The organism is Bacillus sp. PK5-006, assembly GCF_054161415.1.
This window is the reverse complement of sequence record NZ_CP096414.1, coordinates 3,635,583-3,655,473: the sequence shown is the minus strand read 5'-3', so window position 1 is coordinate 3,655,473 and position 19,891 is coordinate 3,635,583. Positions and strand designations below refer to the sequence as shown.

General features: G+C 45.5%; 13 protein-coding genes, 9 tRNA genes and 4 rRNA genes. All 26 read left to right on the top strand.

Annotation, left to right across the window (positions count from 1 at the left end; genetic code table 11):
• Nucleotides 1-145: 145 nt before the first annotated feature.
• The 26 genes from M1D84_RS18650 (at nucleotide 146) to M1D84_RS18525 (ending at nucleotide 19,778) form a co-directional block, all read left to right on the top strand.
• Nucleotides 146-922 (top strand): type III pantothenate kinase, encoded by a 777-nt coding sequence (locus tag M1D84_RS18650; protein WP_197172555.1) that lies wholly within the window; start codon nucleotides 146-148, stop codon nucleotides 920-922.
• A 14-nt stretch (nucleotides 923-936) separates the two neighbouring features.
• Nucleotides 937-1,812, top strand: a complete 876-nt coding sequence (hslO, locus tag M1D84_RS18645; RefSeq protein WP_044334307.1) for an Hsp33 family molecular chaperone HslO — start codon at nucleotides 937-939, stop codon at nucleotides 1,810-1,812.
• Between the two features lie 46 nt (nucleotides 1,813-1,858).
• Nucleotides 1,859-2,767, top strand: coding sequence for a peptidyl-prolyl cis-trans isomerase (locus M1D84_RS18640; RefSeq protein WP_024425654.1), 909 nt, complete (start codon nucleotides 1,859-1,861; stop codon nucleotides 2,765-2,767).
• 77 nt (nucleotides 2,768-2,844) lie between these two features.
• Nucleotides 2,845-3,768, top strand: coding sequence for a cysteine synthase A (gene cysK, locus M1D84_RS18635; RefSeq protein WP_024425655.1), 924 nt, complete (start codon nucleotides 2,845-2,847; stop codon nucleotides 3,766-3,768).
• A gap of 124 nt (nucleotides 3,769-3,892) precedes the next feature.
• Complete coding sequence (locus tag M1D84_RS18630; RefSeq protein WP_332285658.1) at nucleotides 3,893-5,311, top strand: anthranilate synthase component I family protein; 1,419 nt, start codon at nucleotides 3,893-3,895, stop codon at nucleotides 5,309-5,311.
• A 13-nt stretch (nucleotides 5,312-5,324) separates the two neighbouring features.
• On the top strand, nucleotides 5,325-5,918 hold the full coding sequence (gene pabA / locus M1D84_RS18625; RefSeq protein ID WP_024425656.1) for an aminodeoxychorismate/anthranilate synthase component II: 594 nt from the start codon (nucleotides 5,325-5,327) through the stop codon (nucleotides 5,916-5,918).
• Nucleotides 5,915-6,763 (top strand): aminodeoxychorismate lyase, encoded by an 849-nt coding sequence (pabC, locus tag M1D84_RS18620; protein WP_073203477.1) that lies wholly within the window; start codon nucleotides 5,915-5,917, stop codon nucleotides 6,761-6,763. Before pabA ends, pabC begins: the two co-directional genes overlap by 4 nt.
• 9 nt (nucleotides 6,764-6,772) lie before the next feature.
• The gene (gene folP / locus M1D84_RS18615; RefSeq protein WP_206534149.1) at nucleotides 6,773-7,630 is read left to right on the top strand and encodes a dihydropteroate synthase; all 858 of its coding nucleotides are present in this window, start codon (nucleotides 6,773-6,775) and stop codon (nucleotides 7,628-7,630) included.
• Nucleotides 7,623-7,985, top strand: coding sequence for a dihydroneopterin aldolase (folB, locus tag M1D84_RS18610; protein WP_080780838.1), 363 nt, complete (start codon nucleotides 7,623-7,625; stop codon nucleotides 7,983-7,985). The genes folP and folB overlap by 8 nt, the downstream gene beginning before the upstream one ends.
• The gene (folK, locus tag M1D84_RS18605) at nucleotides 7,982-8,485 is read left to right on the top strand and encodes a 2-amino-4-hydroxy-6-hydroxymethyldihydropteridine diphosphokinase (RefSeq protein WP_024425660.1); all 504 of its coding nucleotides are present in this window, start codon (nucleotides 7,982-7,984) and stop codon (nucleotides 8,483-8,485) included. The genes folB and folK overlap by 4 nt, the downstream gene beginning before the upstream one ends.
• The gene (locus tag M1D84_RS18600; RefSeq protein ID WP_133744982.1) at nucleotides 8,437-8,670 is read left to right on the top strand and encodes a helix-turn-helix domain-containing protein; all 234 of its coding nucleotides are present in this window, start codon (nucleotides 8,437-8,439) and stop codon (nucleotides 8,668-8,670) included. The genes folK and M1D84_RS18600 overlap by 49 nt, the downstream gene beginning before the upstream one ends.
• Nucleotides 8,663-9,664: a tRNA dihydrouridine synthase DusB gene (gene dusB / locus M1D84_RS18595; protein WP_024425662.1), complete on the top strand. Its 1,002-nt coding sequence runs from the start codon at nucleotides 8,663-8,665 to the stop codon at nucleotides 9,662-9,664. The genes M1D84_RS18600 and dusB overlap by 8 nt, the downstream gene beginning before the upstream one ends.
• Before the next feature lie 90 nt (nucleotides 9,665-9,754).
• On the top strand, nucleotides 9,755-11,254 hold the full coding sequence (gene lysS, locus M1D84_RS18590; protein WP_213405167.1) for a lysine--tRNA ligase: 1,500 nt from the start codon (nucleotides 9,755-9,757) through the stop codon (nucleotides 11,252-11,254).
• A gap of 342 nt (nucleotides 11,255-11,596) precedes the next feature.
• Nucleotides 11,597-13,145: ribosomal RNA gene (locus M1D84_RS18585) — 16S ribosomal RNA — on the top strand.
• A gap of 182 nt (nucleotides 13,146-13,327) precedes the next feature.
• Nucleotides 13,328-16,258, top strand: a 23S ribosomal RNA gene (locus tag M1D84_RS18580).
• Between the two features lie 61 nt (nucleotides 16,259-16,319).
• Nucleotides 16,320-16,435, top strand: a 5S ribosomal RNA gene (rrf, locus tag M1D84_RS18575).
• A gap of 825 nt (nucleotides 16,436-17,260) precedes the next feature.
• Nucleotides 17,261-17,336: transfer RNA gene (locus tag M1D84_RS18570), tRNA-Val, on the top strand.
• A gap of 33 nt (nucleotides 17,337-17,369) precedes the next feature.
• Nucleotides 17,370-17,445, top strand: a tRNA-Thr gene (locus M1D84_RS18565).
• 37 nt (nucleotides 17,446-17,482) lie between these two features.
• A tRNA-Lys gene (locus M1D84_RS18560) sits at nucleotides 17,483-17,558 on the top strand.
• Nucleotides 17,559-17,566: 8 nt separating this feature from the next.
• A tRNA-Leu gene (locus M1D84_RS18555) sits at nucleotides 17,567-17,649 on the top strand.
• Between the two features lie 30 nt (nucleotides 17,650-17,679).
• Nucleotides 17,680-17,751: transfer RNA gene (locus M1D84_RS18550), tRNA-Gly, on the top strand.
• Between the two features lie 12 nt (nucleotides 17,752-17,763).
• Nucleotides 17,764-17,849, top strand: a tRNA-Leu gene (locus tag M1D84_RS18545).
• Between the two features lie 10 nt (nucleotides 17,850-17,859).
• Nucleotides 17,860-17,936, top strand: a tRNA-Arg gene (locus tag M1D84_RS18540).
• Between the two features lie 7 nt (nucleotides 17,937-17,943).
• Nucleotides 17,944-18,020: transfer RNA gene (locus tag M1D84_RS18535), tRNA-Pro, on the top strand.
• Between the two features lie 8 nt (nucleotides 18,021-18,028).
• A tRNA-Ala gene (locus M1D84_RS18530) sits at nucleotides 18,029-18,104 on the top strand.
• Nucleotides 18,105-18,229: 125 nt separating this feature from the next.
• Nucleotides 18,230-19,778, top strand: a 16S ribosomal RNA gene (locus M1D84_RS18525).
• Together the 16S, 23S and 5S rRNA genes with 9 tRNA genes alongside form the textbook arrangement of a ribosomal RNA operon.
• Nucleotides 19,779-19,891 lie beyond the last annotated feature (113 nt).

Genomic DNA, 19,891 nt, shown 5'->3' with positions numbered 1-19,891 from the left:
TGTCGGGATCACCGGCAGCTTTTTTTATTTCGATTCATGAATGGATCGGTTTCGAATTGTTTACAAATGGAACTCAATTCGTGTATGGTATGATAGAAAGTCGAAAAATGCTCTTTTTGAGAAACTATTCAAAGTGGTGATGAAGTTGTTACTCGTGATAGATGTAGGAAACACAAATACCGTTTTAGGTGTTTATCATAATGGCGATCTAAACTACCATTGGCGAATTGAAACAAGCCGTCATAAAACAGAAGATGAATTTGGTATGTCCATCAGGGCTTTATTCGATTATGTGGGGCTGATGTTTGATCAAATAGAAGGGATTATCATCTCGTCTGTGGTCCCGCCAATGATGTTCGCCCTTGAAAGAATGTGCGAAAAGTATTTTCACATAACACCCCAAATTGTAGGGCCTGGAATGAAGACTGGATTAAACATTATGTGTGACAATCCAAAGGAAGTCGGGGCCGATCGAATTGTCAATGCAGTAGCAGCCATTCACCTATATGGGGCACCTCTTATTGTGGTAGACTTTGGAACAGCAACAACCTACTGTTATATCAATGAACAAAAACAATACATGGGTGGAGCGATTGCGCCGGGTATTACCATCTCAACTGAGGCTTTATATACAAGAGCGGCGAAGCTGCCGAGAATTGAGATTGTCCGTCCAGATCACATTGTTGGAAAAAACACCATCAGTGCGATGCAATCCGGCATCCTTTATGGATATGTTGGCCAAGTCGAGGGAATAGTGAAACGGATGAAGCAGCAAGCCAAACAAACACCGAAAGTCATTGCAACAGGCGGTTTGTCTACATTGATTGGAAATGAATCAGACTGTATTGATATTGTCGATCCGTTCCTTACATTAAAAGGACTGCAGCTCATTTATGAACGTAATCGTGTCGGTGTAATATAGGAGGTTTAAATCAAATGGATTACTTAGTTAAAGCGTTAGCATATGACGGAAAAGTCCGCGCATATGCTGCAAACACAACAGATACAATCAACGAAGCACAAAGAAGACATCATACGTGGCCGACTGCATCAGCAGCCATCGGCAGAACGATGACAGCAACAGTCATGATGGGTGCTATGCTGAAAGGTGAGAATAAGCTAACTGTCAAAATAGAAGGCGGTGGACCAATCGGCGCCATTATTGCTGATGGAAATGCAAAAGGCCAGGTACGAGGATATGTCTCAAACCCACAAGTTCACTTTGACTTAAATGAACATGGCAAGCTGGATGTTAGACGTGCAGTCGGAACATCTGGAACGTTAAGTGTTGTCAAAGATATCGGGCTGAAGGATCACTTTACAGGACAAACAGAAATTGTCTCAGGTGAAATTGGAGATGACTTTACTTACTATCTTGTTTCTTCTGAGCAAGTGCCTTCTTCTGTAGGCGTAGGCGTCCTTGTCAATCCAGATAATTCGATTCTCGCAGCAGGCGGTTTCATCATTCAATTGCTGCCTGGTACAGAAGATGCTGTCATTGAAAGACTAGAAAAGCGCCTGTCAACCATTGAACCAATCTCTAAACTCATTGAAAAAGGGATGACACCAGAACAAATATTAGAAGAAGTACTTGGTGAAAAGCCTCAAATTTTAGAAACTGTACCTGTCGAATTTGCTTGTAACTGCTCAAAAGAACGGTTTGCAAATGGCATTATCAGCCTAGGAAAAACCGAAATTGACGATATGATTGAACAAGACGGACAAGCAGAAGCTCAATGCCATTTTTGTAACGAAACGTATGTATTTACAAAAGAAGAGCTAGAGGAGCTGCGTGAAGAATTAACCCGCTAAGCTCTAAGCAGCGGGTTTTCTTTTTAGAATGGAAAGGAGACGAAAGATGAGATTAAAAGCAAGAGTGGTATGGACATTTATTCTCGTGTTGCTCATGATTAATGCCGTTGTCATTGCATATGTATTAACAAAGTCACAAATGTCACAGGCTTCTTCTAACGGGAAGAGTGGTGAAGAAATTGCGTCGATTGGAAAAGAGAAGGTGACGCGTCAAGAATGGCTAAAGAAAATGGAAGACCGCTACGGAAAGGCGACTCTTGAGCAAATGATCAATCAGAAGGTGGTCAATCAGCTTGCCAAGCAAAACAAGCTGGAAGTGTCTTCAAAAGAGATCAATCGTGAATTGCTCATGCTCAAAGCGGTGTCTAATAATTTCTATGAAGATGGACATACAAGTGAGAAGGAATGGAAAGAACAGATTCGTTATCAAATTTTATTAGAGCAGCTTTTAACAAGAGATGCCGTCGTTTCTGAAAAAGAAGCGAAATCGTTTTATGAAAAAAACAAGGACTTATATCAATATGATGATTCATACCGCATTCGCCATATCGTCGTGAAGACAAAGAGCGAGGCTGAAAATGTATTAAAAGATTTAAAAGGTGGATCTAGCTTCGAAGCTGTGGCAGCTGAACGTTCAATCGACCGTTACACCTCACCATACGGCGGAGATCTTGGATTTGTGACAGAAGAGCAGGAAAGTATCCCAGCCCTATACATACAAGAAGCTCAAAAGCTTCAGCCAGATGAATGGACGAAAGAGCCGATTCAGACCAAAAACGGGTATGCCATTATTCAGTTAAAAGAAAAATTAAATGGCCGCTCTTTCTCCTATGACGAAGTCAAAGACCAGATTAAAAGGCAGATCGCCATGGAAGATCTAGGTGAAAAGGCGAATGTTAAAACCCTGTGGAAAGAAGCAAAAGTCACATGGTTTTACGATGGAGAGCAGGACTAAAAGCATTGACAAAATTTTTTGAAATTGATAATTTAATATTAATACAATAAAATTACTCGGAGATAGAGGTGTTAGTGATGGCTCGTATTGCAAATTCAGTTTTTGAACTAATAGGAAATACACCAGTCGTTAAATTAAACCGTTTAGTAGATGAAGACAGTGCGGATGTCTACTTGAAACTTGAATATATGAACCCGGGCAGCAGTGTCAAAGATCGTATTGCTTTAGCGATGATCGAAGATGCTGAAGCAAAAGGTACATTAAAAGCCGGCGATACGCTTATTGAACCAACAAGCGGAAATACAGGAATCGGCCTTGCAATGGTAGCGGCTGCTAAAGGAATCAATGCGATTTTGGTTATGCCGGACACAATGAGTCAGGAGCGCCGCAACCTTTTACGCGCTTATGGTGCGGAACTTGTCTTAACACCAGGTGCAGAAGGAATGAAAGGTGCCATCAAAAAAGCGGAAGAATTAGCAGAAGAGCATGGTTACTTCATGCCTCAGCAATTTAGCAACGAAGCCAATGCAGAGATTCACCGTCGTACAACTGGGAAAGAAATCCTTGAACAGTTTGACGGCGAGCTTGATGCATTTATTGCAGGTGTTGGTACGGGCGGTACGATTACAGGTGCTGGTGAAGTCCTAAAAGAAGCCATCCCATCCATTCAGCTTTATGCAGTAGAGCCGACAGATTCCCCTGTATTGTCAGGCGGGAAGCCGGGTCCGCATAAAATTCAAGGGATTGGAGCGGGTTTTGTTCCTTCAATCTTGAATACAGAAATATATGACGGCATCATCCAAGTGAAAAACGAAGATGCATTTGAGCTTGCAAGAAAAGCAGCGAAAGAAGAAGGAATCCTTGGTGGTATTTCTTCTGGAGCAGCTATTTACGCAGCGCTTCAAACAGCGAAGAAGCTTGGTAAAGGGAAAAAGGTTCTGGCCATCATCCCAAGTAATGGTGAGCGTTACCTCAGTACACCTCTTTATCAATTCGATTAAACCAATCACCCCAGCATTTGCTGGGGTTTTTTTATGAATTCTGAAGATGGAAAGCAAATACTATTTTCTAAATAAAATGGATTGCATTACAATAAGGTTAATGAAAATGAAAAAGGATGATAACATGACACAACGCAGGCCGATGGGCATCAAAATTCCTTTTACGAAAGATGCATTTTTGAAAAGATACGAACAATTAACTGCTCGTGAAACACATCATGTGCTTCTTGAAAGTGCGCGCGGCGGTTCTTATAGCATCGCTGGTATTCACCCGATCGCAAAAGCGAAGGGGAAAGATGGAATGACGACTATCCATTATCAAGATCAGGTGCTGTTCAAAGAAGGTGATCCATTCAGAGCCTTTACGGATTGGTTTCAAACCCTTCGAACTGAAACGAACGACGAATATCCCGACTTTCAAGGCGGAGCCATTGGGTTTTTAAGCTACGATTATGCTAGATACATCGAACATTTTAAGATGCTGTCAATTGATGATCTTCAAATACCAGACCTTTATTTCCTCGTATTTAACGATGTTGCAGTTTTTGATCATAAAGAGCACGCGCTGTGGCTGATTACGCACATAGAGGAAGCGGAATCAGGGAGTGAAGCGAACCAAAGGCTTGAAGAATGGAAGCAAAAATGGACAAGCTCTTCAGAAGAATCAGCACAATCACCTGTCAGTGAACCTTCCACAGAATTTGTACCAGCAGCACCATTCACTGAAGAAACCTTTGGGGAAGCAGTAGAGAAAATTAAGCAGTATATCGCAAACGGTGATGTGTTCCAAGTGAACTTATCCATCAGACAAGATGAACAGCTTCACACTCATCCGTATGATTTATACAAAACGTTACGTCAGGTAAATCCATCTCCTTACATGTCTTACTTGCATACGCCTGACTTCCAGATTGTTTGTGGATCTCCAGAGTTGCTTATTAAGAAAAAAGGAACTCAGCTAGAAACAAGACCAATTGCCGGAACAAGATCACGAGGCAAAGACGACGCTGAGGATCAAGCTCTGGCAAAAGAGCTCATTGAAAATGAAAAAGAACGCGCAGAGCATGTGATGCTTGTTGACCTTGAGCGGAATGACCTTGGACGCGTATCCACTTATGGATCCGTAAAAGTGAACGAATTTATGGCGATTGAGAAATATTCACACGTGATGCATATTGTATCCAATGTACAAGGGGAGCTGCGTGATGAATGTGATGCGGTAGATGTCATGAGAGCTGTATTCCCAGGTGGAACGATTACAGGTGCTCCAAAAGTGAGGACGATGGAAATCATAGAAGAACTTGAGCCAACAAGACGTGGGCTTTATACTGGATCTATAGGCTGGTTTGGATTCAATCACGATATGCACTTTAATATCGTCATTCGTACTGCGTATTGTACAGAAGGAAAGGCCTTTATGCAGTCAGGGGCGGGGATCGTCATAGATTCTGTCCCAAAACACGAATACAAAGAATCAATTAAAAAAGCCTATGCAGTGAAAAGAGCATTACAGCTGAGCAAAGAAGAGACTATTTTGAGTTAGAGGTGAGCAGAGTATGATTTTAATGATTGATAATTATGATTCATTTACGTACAACCTGGTCCAGTATTTAGGTGAGCTTGGAGAAGAATTGATCGTAAAACGGAATGATCAAGTAACCATTCAAGAAATTGAAGAGCTCAAGCCGGATTTCCTCATGATTTCTCCAGGGCCATGCAGTCCTGATGAAGCGGGGATTAGTATGGAAGCCATCAAGCACTTTGCAGGAAGTATTCCGATCTTCGGTGTGTGTCTAGGTCACCAATCCATCGCACAAGTCTTTGGCGGGGATGTCGTTCGAGCAGAGCGCTTAATGCACGGTAAAACGTCAGAGATTAAACATGACGGAAAAGGTGTCTTCACAGGACTTCAAAATCCGCTCGTTGCAACGAGATATCATTCGTTAATTGTCAAAAACGAGACATTGCCAGAGTGCTTTGACGCAACAGCCAGCACAAAAGAAGGCGAGCTCATGGCGATTCGCCATAAAGAACTGCCGATTGAAAGTGTGCAATTCCATCCTGAATCGATTATGACATCCTTCGGAAAAGAAATGCTGAAAAATTTCATTGAAACCTATCGAAAAAAGGGGCATGAAGTAAACGCATGATCATTTATCTGAACGGTCAGTATATAGAGGAGAAAGACGCGACTCTTTCTCCTTTTGATCATGGTTTTCTATATGGCATCGGTGTATTCGAAACATTTACCAGCCTGGCAGGACAAGTCTTCCTGTTAGATTGGCATCTTGAAAGGCTCAATCAATCATTACGTGACCTTTGCATCGAATCCACAATAGAGAAACCATTTGTACTCGACATCATTCATACTTTACTGAATAAAAACCAAATAGCCGGCGGCCATGCGAGAATTCGCTTGAATGTTTCTGCGGGCAGAGGCAATGGGTTTTCTGCAGATCCTTATGAAGAGCCTGTCGTTTTTGTCATGATCTCTCCATTCCGTCCAGAATCTATTTTGGATGAGAAAAAGGGAGTCATTCTTCAAACAAGAAGAAATACACCAGAAGGGCCAAGGCGCCTCAAGTCTCATCACTATATGAACAACCTGCTCGCGAAAAGAGAAGTGGGGAACGACCCGGCGTTAGAAGGCATCTTTTTAACGAAAGAAGATGATGTGGCAGAAGGTATTACCTCGAATGTTTTTTGGCGGAAAGATGATGTGGTCTATACACCGTCACTTGATACAGGCATTTTAAATGGGGTCACTCGTCGATACTGTATGGAAACGCTCCACGCGATGGGGGTCTCGCTAAAGGAAGGACGATACCCAGTCTCACATTTGCTCTCAGCTGATGAGGTATGGATGACTAATTCTGTTCAGGGAGTTGTACCTTTCGGGAGTATAGGAGACATCCACTTGCCCAAAAACAGCCGGACCATCTCAACAAAGTTAAGAATGCAATACACAAAAGAACGTCAAGACCATAAAGAGTAGGTGGACACAATGACACAACAATTGATAAAACAGCCTAAAATCATACAGGCCAAGCATCACACCCTTAGTTATGAAGAAAAGACATTGGTCATGGGCATTTTAAATGTCACTCCTGACTCTTTTTCAGATGGAGGAAAGTTTAATCAAGTAGATAAAGCGCTGGCTCATGCAGCGCAGCTGATAGAAGACGGGGCGCATATTATTGATATTGGCGGAGAATCGACTCGCCCGGGAGCGGCACTTGTCTCGGAAGAAGAGGAGCTTTCGAGGGTCATTCCTGTCATTGAGAAGATCACAAAAGAATTAGATGTACCTATCTCTATTGATACGTATAAAGCCCGTGTCGCAGATGAAGCGGTGAAAGCTGGAGCCTCCATCATTAATGATGTATGGGGAGCGAAGGCAGATCCCCAAATGGCACATGTGGCAGCGAAGCACGATGTCCCAATCATTTTAATGCACAATCGGCCAGAACGAAACTACACACATCTGATTTCAGATATGATCGCCGATTTGAAAGAAAGTGTCCAAATTGCCCAGCAAGCGGGTGTCCGTGATGACATGATCATATTAGACCCAGGGGTAGGATTTGCGAAAAATAAAGAGGACAACCTGAAGGTCATGAATGAACTTGAACATTTTTGTCACCTTGGGTATCCACTGCTGCTAGCTACATCACGAAAACGATTCATTGGTGCTGTCTTAGACCTGCCCCCTGAAGAACGTACTGAAGGAACAGGTGCGACAGTTTGCCTTGGGATTCAAAAGGGCAGTGCGATGGTCCGTGTACATGATGTAAAAGAAATAACAAGAATGGCAAAAATGATGGATGCCATGCTGAATAAGGGAGGCGCTTATCATCGATAAAGTATATGTAAATGGAATGGAATTTTACGGGTACCATGGTGTATTTGCAGAAGAAAATAAATTAGGACAGCGATTCCGCGTGGACTTAACAGCTTCACTTGATTTAAGTAAAGCCGGACAAACTGATGACCTCAATGAGACCATTAACTATGCAGAGCTTTACCAAATCTGCAAAAGCATTGTAGAAGGTAAGCCGGTCAATCTCGTTGAAACACTGACAGAAAGAATTGCAAACCAAGTGTTAAAGGACTTTCCGACAGTTCAGGAATGTACAGTGAAGGTGATCAAACCAGATCCGCCAATTCCAGGACACTATCAGTCCGTTGCAATTGAAATGACGAGATCGCGCACATGAACAATACAGCATACATCGCATTAGGCTCAAACATAGGTAAAAAAGAAACCTATTTAAAAGAAGCCGTCAAAAAACTGCATGAACATCCAGAGGTTCAAGTGGAATTAATCTCATCGATATATGAAACAGCACCTGTAGGATATGAAAACCAAGATGACTTTTTAAACATGGCCGTGAAAATTACCACTTCACTTCGTCCGGAGGAACTACTATCTCTTACTCAGAAAATCGAGCAGGAGTTAGGCAGAACAAGAGAAGTGAGATGGGGACCACGAACGGCTGACCTTGACATTTTACTTTATAATCGTGAAAATATTGAAACAGAACAACTTGTAGTACCGCATCCTAGAATGTACGAACGTTTATTCGTTCTTGTCCCGATGAGTGAGATTTGCCCAGAAATCGGCGAAGTACAAATAAATGCCGTAACAGACCAAGAAGGTGTAAGCATATGGAAAAAGACATGTGGGGTAGAAGAATTCGTGCATACCGAAAGCTAAAAGGGTATACTCAGGAAGGGTTCGCGAAAAGACTGGGCATCTCTGTCTCTGTCTTAGGAGAAATTGAGCGAGGCAATCGATTACCAAAAAACCAATTGGTTGGTCAAATAGCAGATGCTTTAAATATAACGGTGGAAGAACTTTCGCCAATTCTTGAGGAAGAAAGGAGGGGGAAAAATGTTTAAAATCGGAGATATCGAGATTAAAAACAAAGTAGTGCTCGCACCAATGGCGGGTGTGTGCAACTCTGCCTTCAGACTGACGGTGAAAGAGTTTGGAGCGGGCTTAGTCTGCGCTGAAATGGTCAGTGACAAAGCGATCCTGATCAACAACGCGAGAACAATGGGTATGCTATACATTGATGAACGGGAAAAGCCTTTGAGCCTTCAGATATTTGGAGGGGAAAAAGACACACTCGTCGAAGCGGCAAAGTTCGTAGACCAGAATACCACAGCTGATATTATTGATATTAACATGGGCTGTCCTGTACCAAAGATTACGAAATGTGATGCAGGAGCGAAATGGCTCCTTGATCCAAACAAGATTTATGAAATGGTCTCTGCTGTCGTAGAAGCTGTAGACAAACCAGTTACTGTGAAAATGAGAATGGGCTGGGACGAAGACCATATATTTGCTATCGACAATGCCCGTGCTGTTGAACGAGCAGGTGGACAAGCGGTTGCGCTTCACGGACGGACACGCGTGCAAATGTACGAAGGAACAGCGAATTGGGATATTATTAAAGAGGTGAAACAATCTGTTTCAATTCCTGTCATCGGCAATGGCGATGTCAAAACCCCTCAAGATGCAAAACGTATGCTTGATGAAACAGGCGTGGACGCTGTCATGATCGGAAGAGCTGCACTAGGAAACCCGTGGATGATTTATCGAACGGTTCATTATTTAGAAACGGGTGAACTGAAAGAAGAGCCAAACGTGCGTGAGAAAATGTCAGTGTGCAAGCTTCACTTAGACAGACTCATCGATCTAAAAGGCGAGCATGTGGCTGTTAGAGAAATGAGAAAGCACGCAGCATGGTACTTAAAAGGTGTCCGAGGCAATGCGGACGTAAGAAATCAAATCAATCAAAGTGAAACGAGAGCGGAGCTTGTACAAGTTCTTGATGACTTTACGATCGAAGCCGAGGCAAAAGAGCTTCAAAGTATAAAAGTAGGATAAGATTATCTTTCTTTTTGTAGCTCACTGCTAGTGCATGTACTGGCAGTTTTTCTGCTTTTCTCTGCAAAATACATTATTGGAGTGATATAAATGAGTAATGAAGGGCTTAATAACGAAGAATTAAATGACCAATTCCAGGTCAGACGTGACAAAATGAATAAAATGAGAGAAGAGGGTATCGATCCATTCGGTGAACGATATGACCGTTCTCATCAATCTGCGCAAATTATCGCTGAATATGACGAGTTTTCTAAAGAAGACTTAGAAGGAAAAGCGGCTCAAGTAACAATCGCTGGACGTATGATGACAAAGCGCGGAAAAGGTAAAGCTGGCTTTGCGCATATTCAAGACTTAGAAGGACAAATTCAAATCTATGTTCGTAAAGATAGTGTAGGGGAAGAAGCCTACGAATTATTTAAAAGCTCAGACCTAGGCGATATCATCGGTGTAACAGGAACTGTTTTTAAAACAAATGTAGGAGAACTTTCTATTAAAGCGACTAGCTTTGAGGTTCTGACAAAAGCACTTCGCCCGCTTCCTGATAAATATCATGGATTAAAAGATGTTGAACAACGCTATCGTCAGCGCTACCTTGACCTCATTGTAAATCCAGAAAGTAAGCAGACATTCATTATGCGAAGCAAAATCATTCAATCCATGAGAAGATACTTGGATTCTAAAGGATACTTAGAAGTTGAAACACCAACAATGCACAGCATTCCTGGTGGTGCATCAGCGCGTCCTTTCATTACTCATCACAATGCACTTGATATGCCGCTTTATATGCGTATTGCGATCGAGCTGCACTTAAAACGCCTAATTGTCGGTGGTCTAGAGAAAGTATACGAGATTGGCCGCGTATTCCGTAATGAAGGTGTATCGACTCGTCATAACCCAGAATTCACTATGATCGAGCTGTATGAAGCATACGCAGACTACAAAGACATCATGAATCTGACTGAAAACTTGATTGCCCATATTGCCCAAGAGGTGCTGGGAACAACAATCATTCAATATGGAGAAGATGAAATTGATCTCAAACCTGAATGGAAGAGACTGCATATGGTTGAAGCGGTCAAAGAAGCAACAGGTGTAGACTTCTGGCAGGAGATGTCTATAGAAGAAGCAAAACAACATGCTGCTGATCATGGTGTTGAATTCACGAAAAATATGACAGTAGGTCATATTATCAATGAGTTCTTCGAGCAAAAAGTAGAAGAAACATTGGTTCAGCCTACATTCATTTACGGACATCCAGTGGAGATTTCTCCATTAGCTAAGAAAAATCCTGAAGATCCTCGCTTCACAGATCGCTTTGAGTTGTTTATCGTGCGCCGTGAGCATGCAAATGCATTCACAGAGCTAAACGATCCAATTGATCAAAGAGAACGCTTTGAAGCTCAATTAAAAGAACGTGAAGAAGGAAATGACGAAGCACATCTAATGGATGACGATTTTGTTGAAGCATTAGAATACGGCATGCCTCCAACAGGTGGTTTAGGAATCGGGATCGACCGATTAATCATGCTTTTAACAAATTCTCCATCAATCAGAGATGTACTGCTTTTCCCGCAAATGAGAAACCGCTAATACATCAATCAAAGCGCCATTTTATCTATGGCGCTTTTTATTTTTCATAAAATGAAACTTTTTTTAAAAAAACTATTGCAAGGAAAGATTCCAGATGGTATATTATTATTCGTTGCCGCAAAACAGCAACGAGGTTAAAAAAAGAAATTGAAAAAAGTTCTTGACTTTAACCGATGCAAAATGGTAAGATATTAAAGTCGCTTACGAGCGATAACGAACATGATCTTTGAAAACTAAACAAGACAAAACGTACCTGTTAATTCGAGTTTTTATAAAAAAATCCTATGATACTTCATAGGTAGTCAGTCAAACTGGCGAAAAGCAAAACTTCGGTTTTGTACTTTTTCGGAGAGTTTGATCCTGGCTCAGGACGAACGCTGGCGGCGTGCCTAATACATGCAAGTCGAGCGGACAGAAGGGAGCTTGCTCCCGGATGTTAGCGGCGGACGGGTGAGTAACACGTGGGTAACCTGCCTGTAAGACTGGGATAACTCCGGGAAACCGGAGCTAATACCGGATAGTTCCTTGAACCGCATGGTTCAAGGATGAAAGACGGTTTCGGCTGTCACTTACAGATGGACCCGCGGCGCATTAGCTAGTTGGTGGGGTAATGGCTCACCAAGGCGACGATGCGTAGCCGACCTGAGAGGGTGATCGGCCACACTGGGACTGAGACACGGCCCAGACTCCTACGGGAGGCAGCAGTAGGGAATCTTCCGCAATGGACGAAAGTCTGACGGAGCAACGCCGCGTGAGTGATGAAGGTTTTCGGATCGTAAAGCTCTGTTGTTAGGGAAGAACAAGTGCGAGAGTAACTGCTCGCACCTTGACGGTACCTAACCAGAAAGCCACGGCTAACTACGTGCCAGCAGCCGCGGTAATACGTAGGTGGCAAGCGTTGTCCGGAATTATTGGGCGTAAAGGGCTCGCAGGCGGTTTCTTAAGTCTGATGTGAAAGCCCCCGGCTCAACCGGGGAGGGTCATTGGAAACTGGGAAACTTGAGTGCAGAAGAGGAGAGTGGAATTCCACGTGTAGCGGTGAAATGCGTAGAGATGTGGAGGAACACCAGTGGCGAAGGCGACTCTCTGGTCTGTAACTGACGCTGAGGAGCGAAAGCGTGGGGAGCGAACAGGATTAGATACCCTGGTAGTCCACGCCGTAAACGATGAGTGCTAAGTGTTAGGGGGTTTCCGCCCCTTAGTGCTGCAGCTAACGCATTAAGCACTCCGCCTGGGGAGTACGGTCGCAAGACTGAAACTCAAAGGAATTGACGGGGGCCCGCACAAGCGGTGGAGCATGTGGTTTAATTCGAAGCAACGCGAAGAACCTTACCAGGTCTTGACATCCTCTGACAACCCTAGAGATAGGGCTTTCCCTTCGGGGACAGAGTGACAGGTGGTGCATGGTTGTCGTCAGCTCGTGTCGTGAGATGTTGGGTTAAGTCCCGCAACGAGCGCAACCCTTGATCTTAGTTGCCAGCATTCAGTTGGGCACTCTAAGGTGACTGCCGGTGACAAACCGGAGGAAGGTGGGGATGACGTCAAATCATCATGCCCCTTATGACCTGGGCTACACACGTGCTACAATGGACAGAACAAAGGGCTGCAAGACCGCAAGGTTTAGCCAATCCCATAAATCTGTTCTCAGTTCGGATCGCAGTCTGCAACTCGACTGCGTGAAGCTGGAATCGCTAGTAATCGCGGATCAGCATGCCGCGGTGAATACGTTCCCGGGCCTTGTACACACCGCCCGTCACACCACGAGAGTTTGCAACACCCGAAGTCGGTGAGGTAACCTTTATGGAGCCAGCCGCCGAAGGTGGGGCAGATGATTGGGGTGAAGTCGTAACAAGGTAGCCGTATCGGAAGGTGCGGCTGGATCACCTCCTTTCTAAGGATATATGGAGCAGCGTATGTTTTCGTCTTGTTTAGTTTTGAAGGATCATTCCTTCAAAACATGTCTCTAGCGAGACAGGATTGTTCTTTGAAAACTAGATAACAATAAGTAATACATTCACATTGAATGCAATGCAAAGTTCATCACACATAGTGATTCTTTCTAAAGTAAGAAATGGTTAAGTTAGAAAGGGCGCACGGTGGATGCCTTGGCACTAGGAGCCGATGAAGGACGGGACGAACACCGATATGCTTCGGGGAGCTGTAAGCAAGCTTTGATCCGGAGATTTCCGAATGGGGAAACCCACTGCTCGTAATGGAGTAGTATCCATACTTGAATACATAGAGTATGAGAAGGCATACCCGGGGAACTGAAACATCTAAGTACCCGGAGGAAGAGAAAGCAAATGCGATTCCCTGAGTAGCGGCGAGCGAAACGGGAACAGCCCAAACCAAGAGGCTTGCCTCTTGGGGTTGTAGGACACTCTATACGGAGTTACAAAGGAACGATATAAGCGAAGAGGTCTGGAAAGGCCCGCCAAAGAAGGTAACAGCCCTGTAACTGAAATGTTGTTCTCTCCAGAGTGGATCCTGAGTACGGCGGAACACGTGAAATTCCGTCGGAATCCGGGAGGACCATCTCCCAAGGCTAAATACTCCCTAGTGACCGATAGTGAACCAGTACCGTGAGGGAAAGGTGAAAAGCACCCCGGAAGGGGAGTGAAATAGATCCTGAAACCGTGTGCCTACAAGTAGTCAGAGCCCGTTAACGGGTGATGGCGTGCCTTTTGTAGAATGAACCGGCGAGTTACGATCCCGTGCAAGGTTAAGCAGAAGATGCGGAGCCGCAGCGAAAGCGAGTCTGAATAGGGCGCATGAGTACGTGGTCGTAGACCCGAAACCAGGTGATCTACCCATGTCCAGGGTGAAGTTCAGGTAACACTGAATGGAGGCCCGAACCCACGCACGTTGAAAAGTGCGGGGATGAGGTGTGGGTAGGGGTGAAATGCCAATCGAACCTGGAGATAGCTGGTTCTCTCCGAAATAGCTTTAGGGCTAGCCTCAAGGTAAGAGTCTCGGAGGTAGAGCACTGATTGGACTAGGGGCCCCTACCGGGTTACCGAATTCAGTCAAACTCCGAATGCCGATGACTTATCCTTGGGAGTCAGACTGCGAGTGATAAGATCCGTAGTCGAAAGGGAAACAGCCCAGACCGCCAGCTAAGGTCCCAAAGTATACGTTAAGTGGAAAAGGATGTGGAGTTGCTTAGACAACCAGGATGTTGGCTTAGAAGCAGCCACCATTTAAAGAGTGCGTAATAGCTCACTGGTCGAGTGACTCTGCGCCGAAAATGTACCGGGGCTAAACGTATCACCGAAGCTGCGGACTGTTCTTACGAACAGTGGTAGGAGAGCGTTCTAAGGGCTGTGAAGCCAGACCGGAAGGACTGGTGGAGCGCTTAGAAGTGAGAATGCCGGTATGAGTAGCGAAAGACGGGTGAGAATCCCGTCCACCGAATGCCTAAGGTTTCCTGAGGAAGGCTCGTCCGCTCAGGGTTAGTCGGGACCTAAGCCGAGGCCGAAAGGCGTAGGCGATGGACAACAGGTTGATATTCCTGTACCACCTCCTCACCATTTGAGCAATGGGGGGACGCAGGAGGATAGGGTAAGCGCGGTATTGGATATCCGCGTCCAAGCAGTTAGGCTGGGAAATAGGCAAATCCGTTTCCCGTAAAGGCTGAGCTGTGATGGCGAGCGAAATTTAGTAGCGAAGTTCCTGATTCCACACTGCCAAGAAAAGCCTCTAGCGAGGTGAGAGGTGCCCGTACCGCAAACCGACACAGGTAGGCGAGGAGAGAATCCTAAGGTGATCGAGAGAACTCTCGTTAAGGAACTCGGCAAAATGACCCCGTAACTTCGGGAGAAGGGGTGCTTCTTAGGGTGTTAAAGCCCCGAGAAGCCGCAGTGAATAGGCCCAGGCGACTGTTTAGCAAAAACACAGGTCTCTGCGAAGCCGTAAGGCGAAGTATAGGGGCTGACGCCTGCCCGGTGCTGGAAGGTTAAGAGGAGCGCTTAGCGTAAGCGAAGGTGCGAATTGAAGCCCCAGTAAACGGCGGCCGTAACTATAACGGTCCTAAGGTAGCGAAATTCCTTGTCGGGTAAGTTCCGACCCGCACGAAAGGCGCAACGATCTGGGCACTGTCTCAACGAGAGACTCGGTGAAATTATAGTACCTGTGAAGATGCAGGTTACCCGCGACAGGACGGAAAGACCCCGTGGAGCTTTACTGCAGCCTGATATTGAATGTTGGTACAGCTTGTACAGGATAGGTAGGAGCCTTGGAAACCGGAGCGCTAGCTTCGGTGGAGGCATCGGTGGGATACTACCCTGGCTGTATTGACCTTCTAACCCGCTGCCCTTATCGGGCAGGGAGACAGTGTCAGGTGGGCAGTTTGACTGGGGCGGTCGCCTCCTAAAATGTAACGGAGGCGCCCAAAGGTTCCCTCAGAATGGTTGGAAATCATTCGCAGAGTGTAAAGGCACAAGGGAGCTTGACTGCGAGACCTACAAGTCGAGCAGGGACGAAAGTCGGGCTTAGTGATCCGGTGGTTCCGCATGGAAGGGCCATCGCTCAACGGATAAAAGCTACCCCGGGGATAACAGGCTTATCTCCCCCAAGAGTCCACATCGACGGGGAGGTTTGGCACCTCGATGTCGGCTCATCGCATCCTGGGGCTGTAGTCGGTCCCAAGGGTTGGGCTGTTCGCCCATTAAAGCGGTACGCGAGCTGGGTTCAGAACGTCGTGAGACAGTTCGGTCCCTATCCGTCGCGGGCGCAGGAAATTTGAGAGGAGCTGTCCTTAGTACGAGAGGACCGGGATGGACGCACCGCTGGTGTACCAGTTGTTCTGCCAAGGGCATCGCTGGGTAGCTATGTGCGGACGGGATAAGTGCTGAAAGCATCTAAGCATGAAGCCCCCCTCAAGATGAGATTTCCCATTCCGCAAGGAAGTAAGATCCCTGAAAGATGATCAGGTTGATAGGTCTGAGGTGGAAGCGTGGTGACACGTGGAGCTGACAGATACTAATAGATCGAGGACTTAACCTATATTCTAATGTGAAGCATGAACATTGTTATCTAGTTTTGAGAGAACATTCTCTCCATCAGGTTTGGTGGCGATAGCGAAGAGGTCACACCCGTTCCCATACCGAACACGGAAGTTAAGCTCTTCAGCGCCGATGGTAGTTGGGGGTTTCCCCCTGTGAGAGTAGGACGCCGCCAAGCTTCTATAAAGATCAGTTCCAGTCGGAACTGGTCTTTTTTGTGTTTTGCATGACTTGCTTCTATATAATAGGTTCTTAAAGTGAAAATACGTTGTTCCCTCGTTGATTGCTAAATGAATCAAAATTTACGCTCTTTCAATTTAACATGTCGGTCATCATATGAACCAGCAGCTCAAATTATCAAGGGTCTACACTAAAAGCATAGAAAACCTCACCTTCGGCTAAATAGATACAGAAAGGCGATGTATAGGGCCACTAAATAGAAAGACCTCATCCCGAAGGGGATGGTCAGTCATTGTGGCATGTCCAATTTAAAAAGATAGAAGAAATGAAAGCAACAATACTCATTTTATTTCTCCTGTTAAAATTTTATATCGATGATAAAGCAGTTGAATATTTGAAGCAGTAGAAAAATAATGTGAAACAATTTTGTTGAAAAATAGTAAAGACCAGCAGTATTTTCACACTTTTTTATGCAAAAAAGATTTCTCAGAAAAATAAAATAATAACAGAATTTCTTTTTTGAATGTTTTTATCCAGAGATATATGAAATAAAATCAAGGGTATGAAAGCTTCGAAATAGCTGTTTTCAAAGGAATAAAGCCTTATTAGTACTCTTTTTAACAAAAAAACATAAAAAAATGAAAAAAAGGCTTTTAAAATGATGAGACAAGTGGTAAACTTCTTTAGGTGCCTTAACGAAAAGATGAAAAAACAGCTTTAAAATAAATTCAAAAATTATTTTAAAAAAGTCTTTACAAACAATATCTTATCGTTATATAATACTATTTGTCAGATCGAGAGACACTTCGAAACGACACAATATGGAGGATTAGCTCAGCTGGGAGAGCATCTGCCTTACAAGCAGAGGGTCGGCGGTTCGAGCCCGTCATCCTCCACCATATTTATTCTTACATAATGTTAGGATAGATAAAGCCGGTGTAGCTCAACTGGTAGAGCAACTGACTTGTAATCAGTAGGTTGGGGGTTCAAGTCCTCTTGCCGGCACCACTTTCATATGGTAAGATAGACAAGTCGCTTTTAAAGCGAGCCATTAGCTCAGTTGGTAGAGCATCTGACTTTTAATCAGAGGGTCGAAGGTTCGAGTCCTTCATGGCTCACCATGTTTCATGCGGGTGTGGCGGAATTGGCAGACGCGCTAGACTTAGGATCTAGTGTCTTTATGACGTGGGGGTTCAAGTCCCTTCACCCGCATTGCCAAATAAAATAAAGAAATCCTGTAATGCGGAAGTAGTTCAGTGGTAGAACACCACCTTGCCAAGGTGGGGGTCGCGGGTTCGAATCCCGTCTTCCGCTTATACCATCCACGCCGGGGTGGTGGAATTGGCAGACACACAGGACTTAAAATCCTGCGGTAGGTGACTACCGTGCCGGTTCAAGTCCGGCCCTCGGCATTATAAATAAGCGCCCGTAGCTCAATTGGATAGAGCGTTTGACTACGGATCAAAAGGTTAGGGGTTCGACTCCTCTCGGGCGCGCCATTAAGATCGGGAAGTAGCTCAGCTTGGTAGAGCACTTGGTTTGGGACCAAGGGGTCGCAGGTTCGAATCCTGTCTTCCCGACCATCTTTTATGGGGCCTTAGCTCAGCTGGGAGAGCGCCTGCCTTGCACGCAGGAGGTCAGCGGTTCGATCCCGCTAGGCTCCACCAATATGATCTTTGAAAACTAAACAAGACAAAACGTACCTGTTAATTCGAGTTTTTATAAAAAAATCCTATGAAACTTCATAGGTAGTCAGTCAAACTGGCGAAAAGCAAAACTTCGGTTTTGTACTTTTTCGGAGAGTTTGATCCTGGCTCAGGACGAACGCTGGCGGCGTGCCTAATACATGCAAGTCGAGCGGACAGAAGGGAGCTTGCTCCCGGATGTTAGCGGCGGACGGGTGAGTAACACGTGGGTAACCTGCCTGTAAGACTGGGATAACTCCGGGAAACCGGAGCTAATACCGGATAGTTCCTTGAACCGCATGGTTCAAGGATGAAAGACGGTTTCGGCTGTCACTTACAGATGGACCCGCGGCGCATTAGCTAGTTGGTGGGGTAATGGCTCACCAAGGCGACGATGCGTAGCCGACCTGAGAGGGTGATCGGCCACACTGGGACTGAGACACGGCCCAGACTCCTACGGGAGGCAGCAGTAGGGAATCTTCCGCAATGGACGAAAGTCTGACGGAGCAACGCCGCGTGAGTGATGAAGGTTTTCGGATCGTAAAGCTCTGTTGTTAGGGAAGAACAAGTGCGAGAGTAACTGCTCGCACCTTGACGGTACCTAACCAGAAAGCCACGGCTAACTACGTGCCAGCAGCCGCGGTAATACGTAGGTGGCAAGCGTTGTCCGGAATTATTGGGCGTAAAGGGCTCGCAGGCGGTTTCTTAAGTCTGATGTGAAAGCCCCCGGCTCAACCGGGGAGGGTCATTGGAAACTGGGAAACTTGAGTGCAGAAGAGGAGAGTGGAATTCCACGTGTAGCGGTGAAATGCGTAGAGATGTGGAGGAACACCAGTGGCGAAGGCGACTCTCTGGTCTGTAACTGACGCTGAGGAGCGAAAGCGTGGGGAGCGAACAGGATTAGATACCCTGGTAGTCCACGCCGTAAACGATGAGTGCTAAGTGTTAGGGGGTTTCCGCCCCTTAGTGCTGCAGCTAACGCATTAAGCACTCCGCCTGGGGAGTACGGTCGCAAGACTGAAACTCAAAGGAATTGACGGGGGCCCGCACAAGCGGTGGAGCATGTGGTTTAATTCGAAGCAACGCGAAGAACCTTACCAGGTCTTGACATCCTCTGACAACCCTAGAGATAGGGCTTTCCCTTCGGGGACAGAGTGACAGGTGGTGCATGGTTGTCGTCAGCTCGTGTCGTGAGATGTTGGGTTAAGTCCCGCAACGAGCGCAACCCTTGATCTTAGTTGCCAGCATTCAGTTGGGCACTCTAAGGTGACTGCCGGTGACAAACCGGAGGAAGGTGGGGATGACGTCAAATCATCATGCCCCTTATGACCTGGGCTACACACGTGCTACAATGGACAGAACAAAGGGCTGCAAGACCGCAAGGTTTAGCCAATCCCATAAATCTGTTCTCAGTTCGGATCGCAGTCTGCAACTCGACTGCGTGAAGCTGGAATCGCTAGTAATCGCGGATCAGCATGCCGCGGTGAATACGTTCCCGGGCCTTGTACACACCGCCCGTCACACCACGAGAGTTTGCAACACCCGAAGTCGGTGAGGTAACCTTTATGGAGCCAGCCGCCGAAGGTGGGGCAGATGATTGGGGTGAAGTCGTAACAAGGTAGCCGTATCGGAAGGTGCGGCTGGATCACCTCCTTTCTAAGGATATATGGAGCAGCGTACGTTTTCGTCTTGTTTAGTTTTGAAGGATCATTCCTTCAAAACATGTCTCTAGCGAGACAGGATTGTTCTTTGAAAACTAGATAACAATA

Bases quoted from the DNA above. Each gene is read 5' to 3' on its own strand.
- hslO (WP_044334307.1), top strand. From the start codon at position 937: ATGGATTACTTAGTTAAAGCGTTAGCATATGACGGAAAAGTCCGCGCA.
- lysS (WP_213405167.1), top strand. From the start codon at position 9,755: ATGAGTAATGAAGGGCTTAATAACGAAGAATTAAATGACCAATTCCAG.
- folP (WP_206534149.1), top strand. From the start codon at position 6,773: ATGACACAACAATTGATAAAACAGCCTAAAATCATACAGGCCAAGCAT.
- folK (WP_024425660.1), top strand. From the start codon at position 7,982: ATGAACAATACAGCATACATCGCATTAGGCTCAAACATAGGTAAAAAA.
- M1D84_RS18630 (WP_332285658.1), top strand. From the start codon at position 3,893: ATGACACAACGCAGGCCGATGGGCATCAAAATTCCTTTTACGAAAGAT.
- pabA (WP_024425656.1), top strand. From the start codon at position 5,325: ATGATTTTAATGATTGATAATTATGATTCATTTACGTACAACCTGGTC.
- pabC (WP_073203477.1), top strand. From the start codon at position 5,915: ATGATCATTTATCTGAACGGTCAGTATATAGAGGAGAAAGACGCGACT.
- M1D84_RS18600 (WP_133744982.1), top strand. From the start codon at position 8,437: ATGGAAAAAGACATGTGGGGTAGAAGAATTCGTGCATACCGAAAGCTA.
- cysK (WP_024425655.1), top strand. From the start codon at position 2,845: ATGGCTCGTATTGCAAATTCAGTTTTTGAACTAATAGGAAATACACCA.
- dusB (WP_024425662.1), top strand. From the start codon at position 8,663: ATGTTTAAAATCGGAGATATCGAGATTAAAAACAAAGTAGTGCTCGCA.
- M1D84_RS18640 (WP_024425654.1), top strand. From the start codon at position 1,859: ATGAGATTAAAAGCAAGAGTGGTATGGACATTTATTCTCGTGTTGCTC.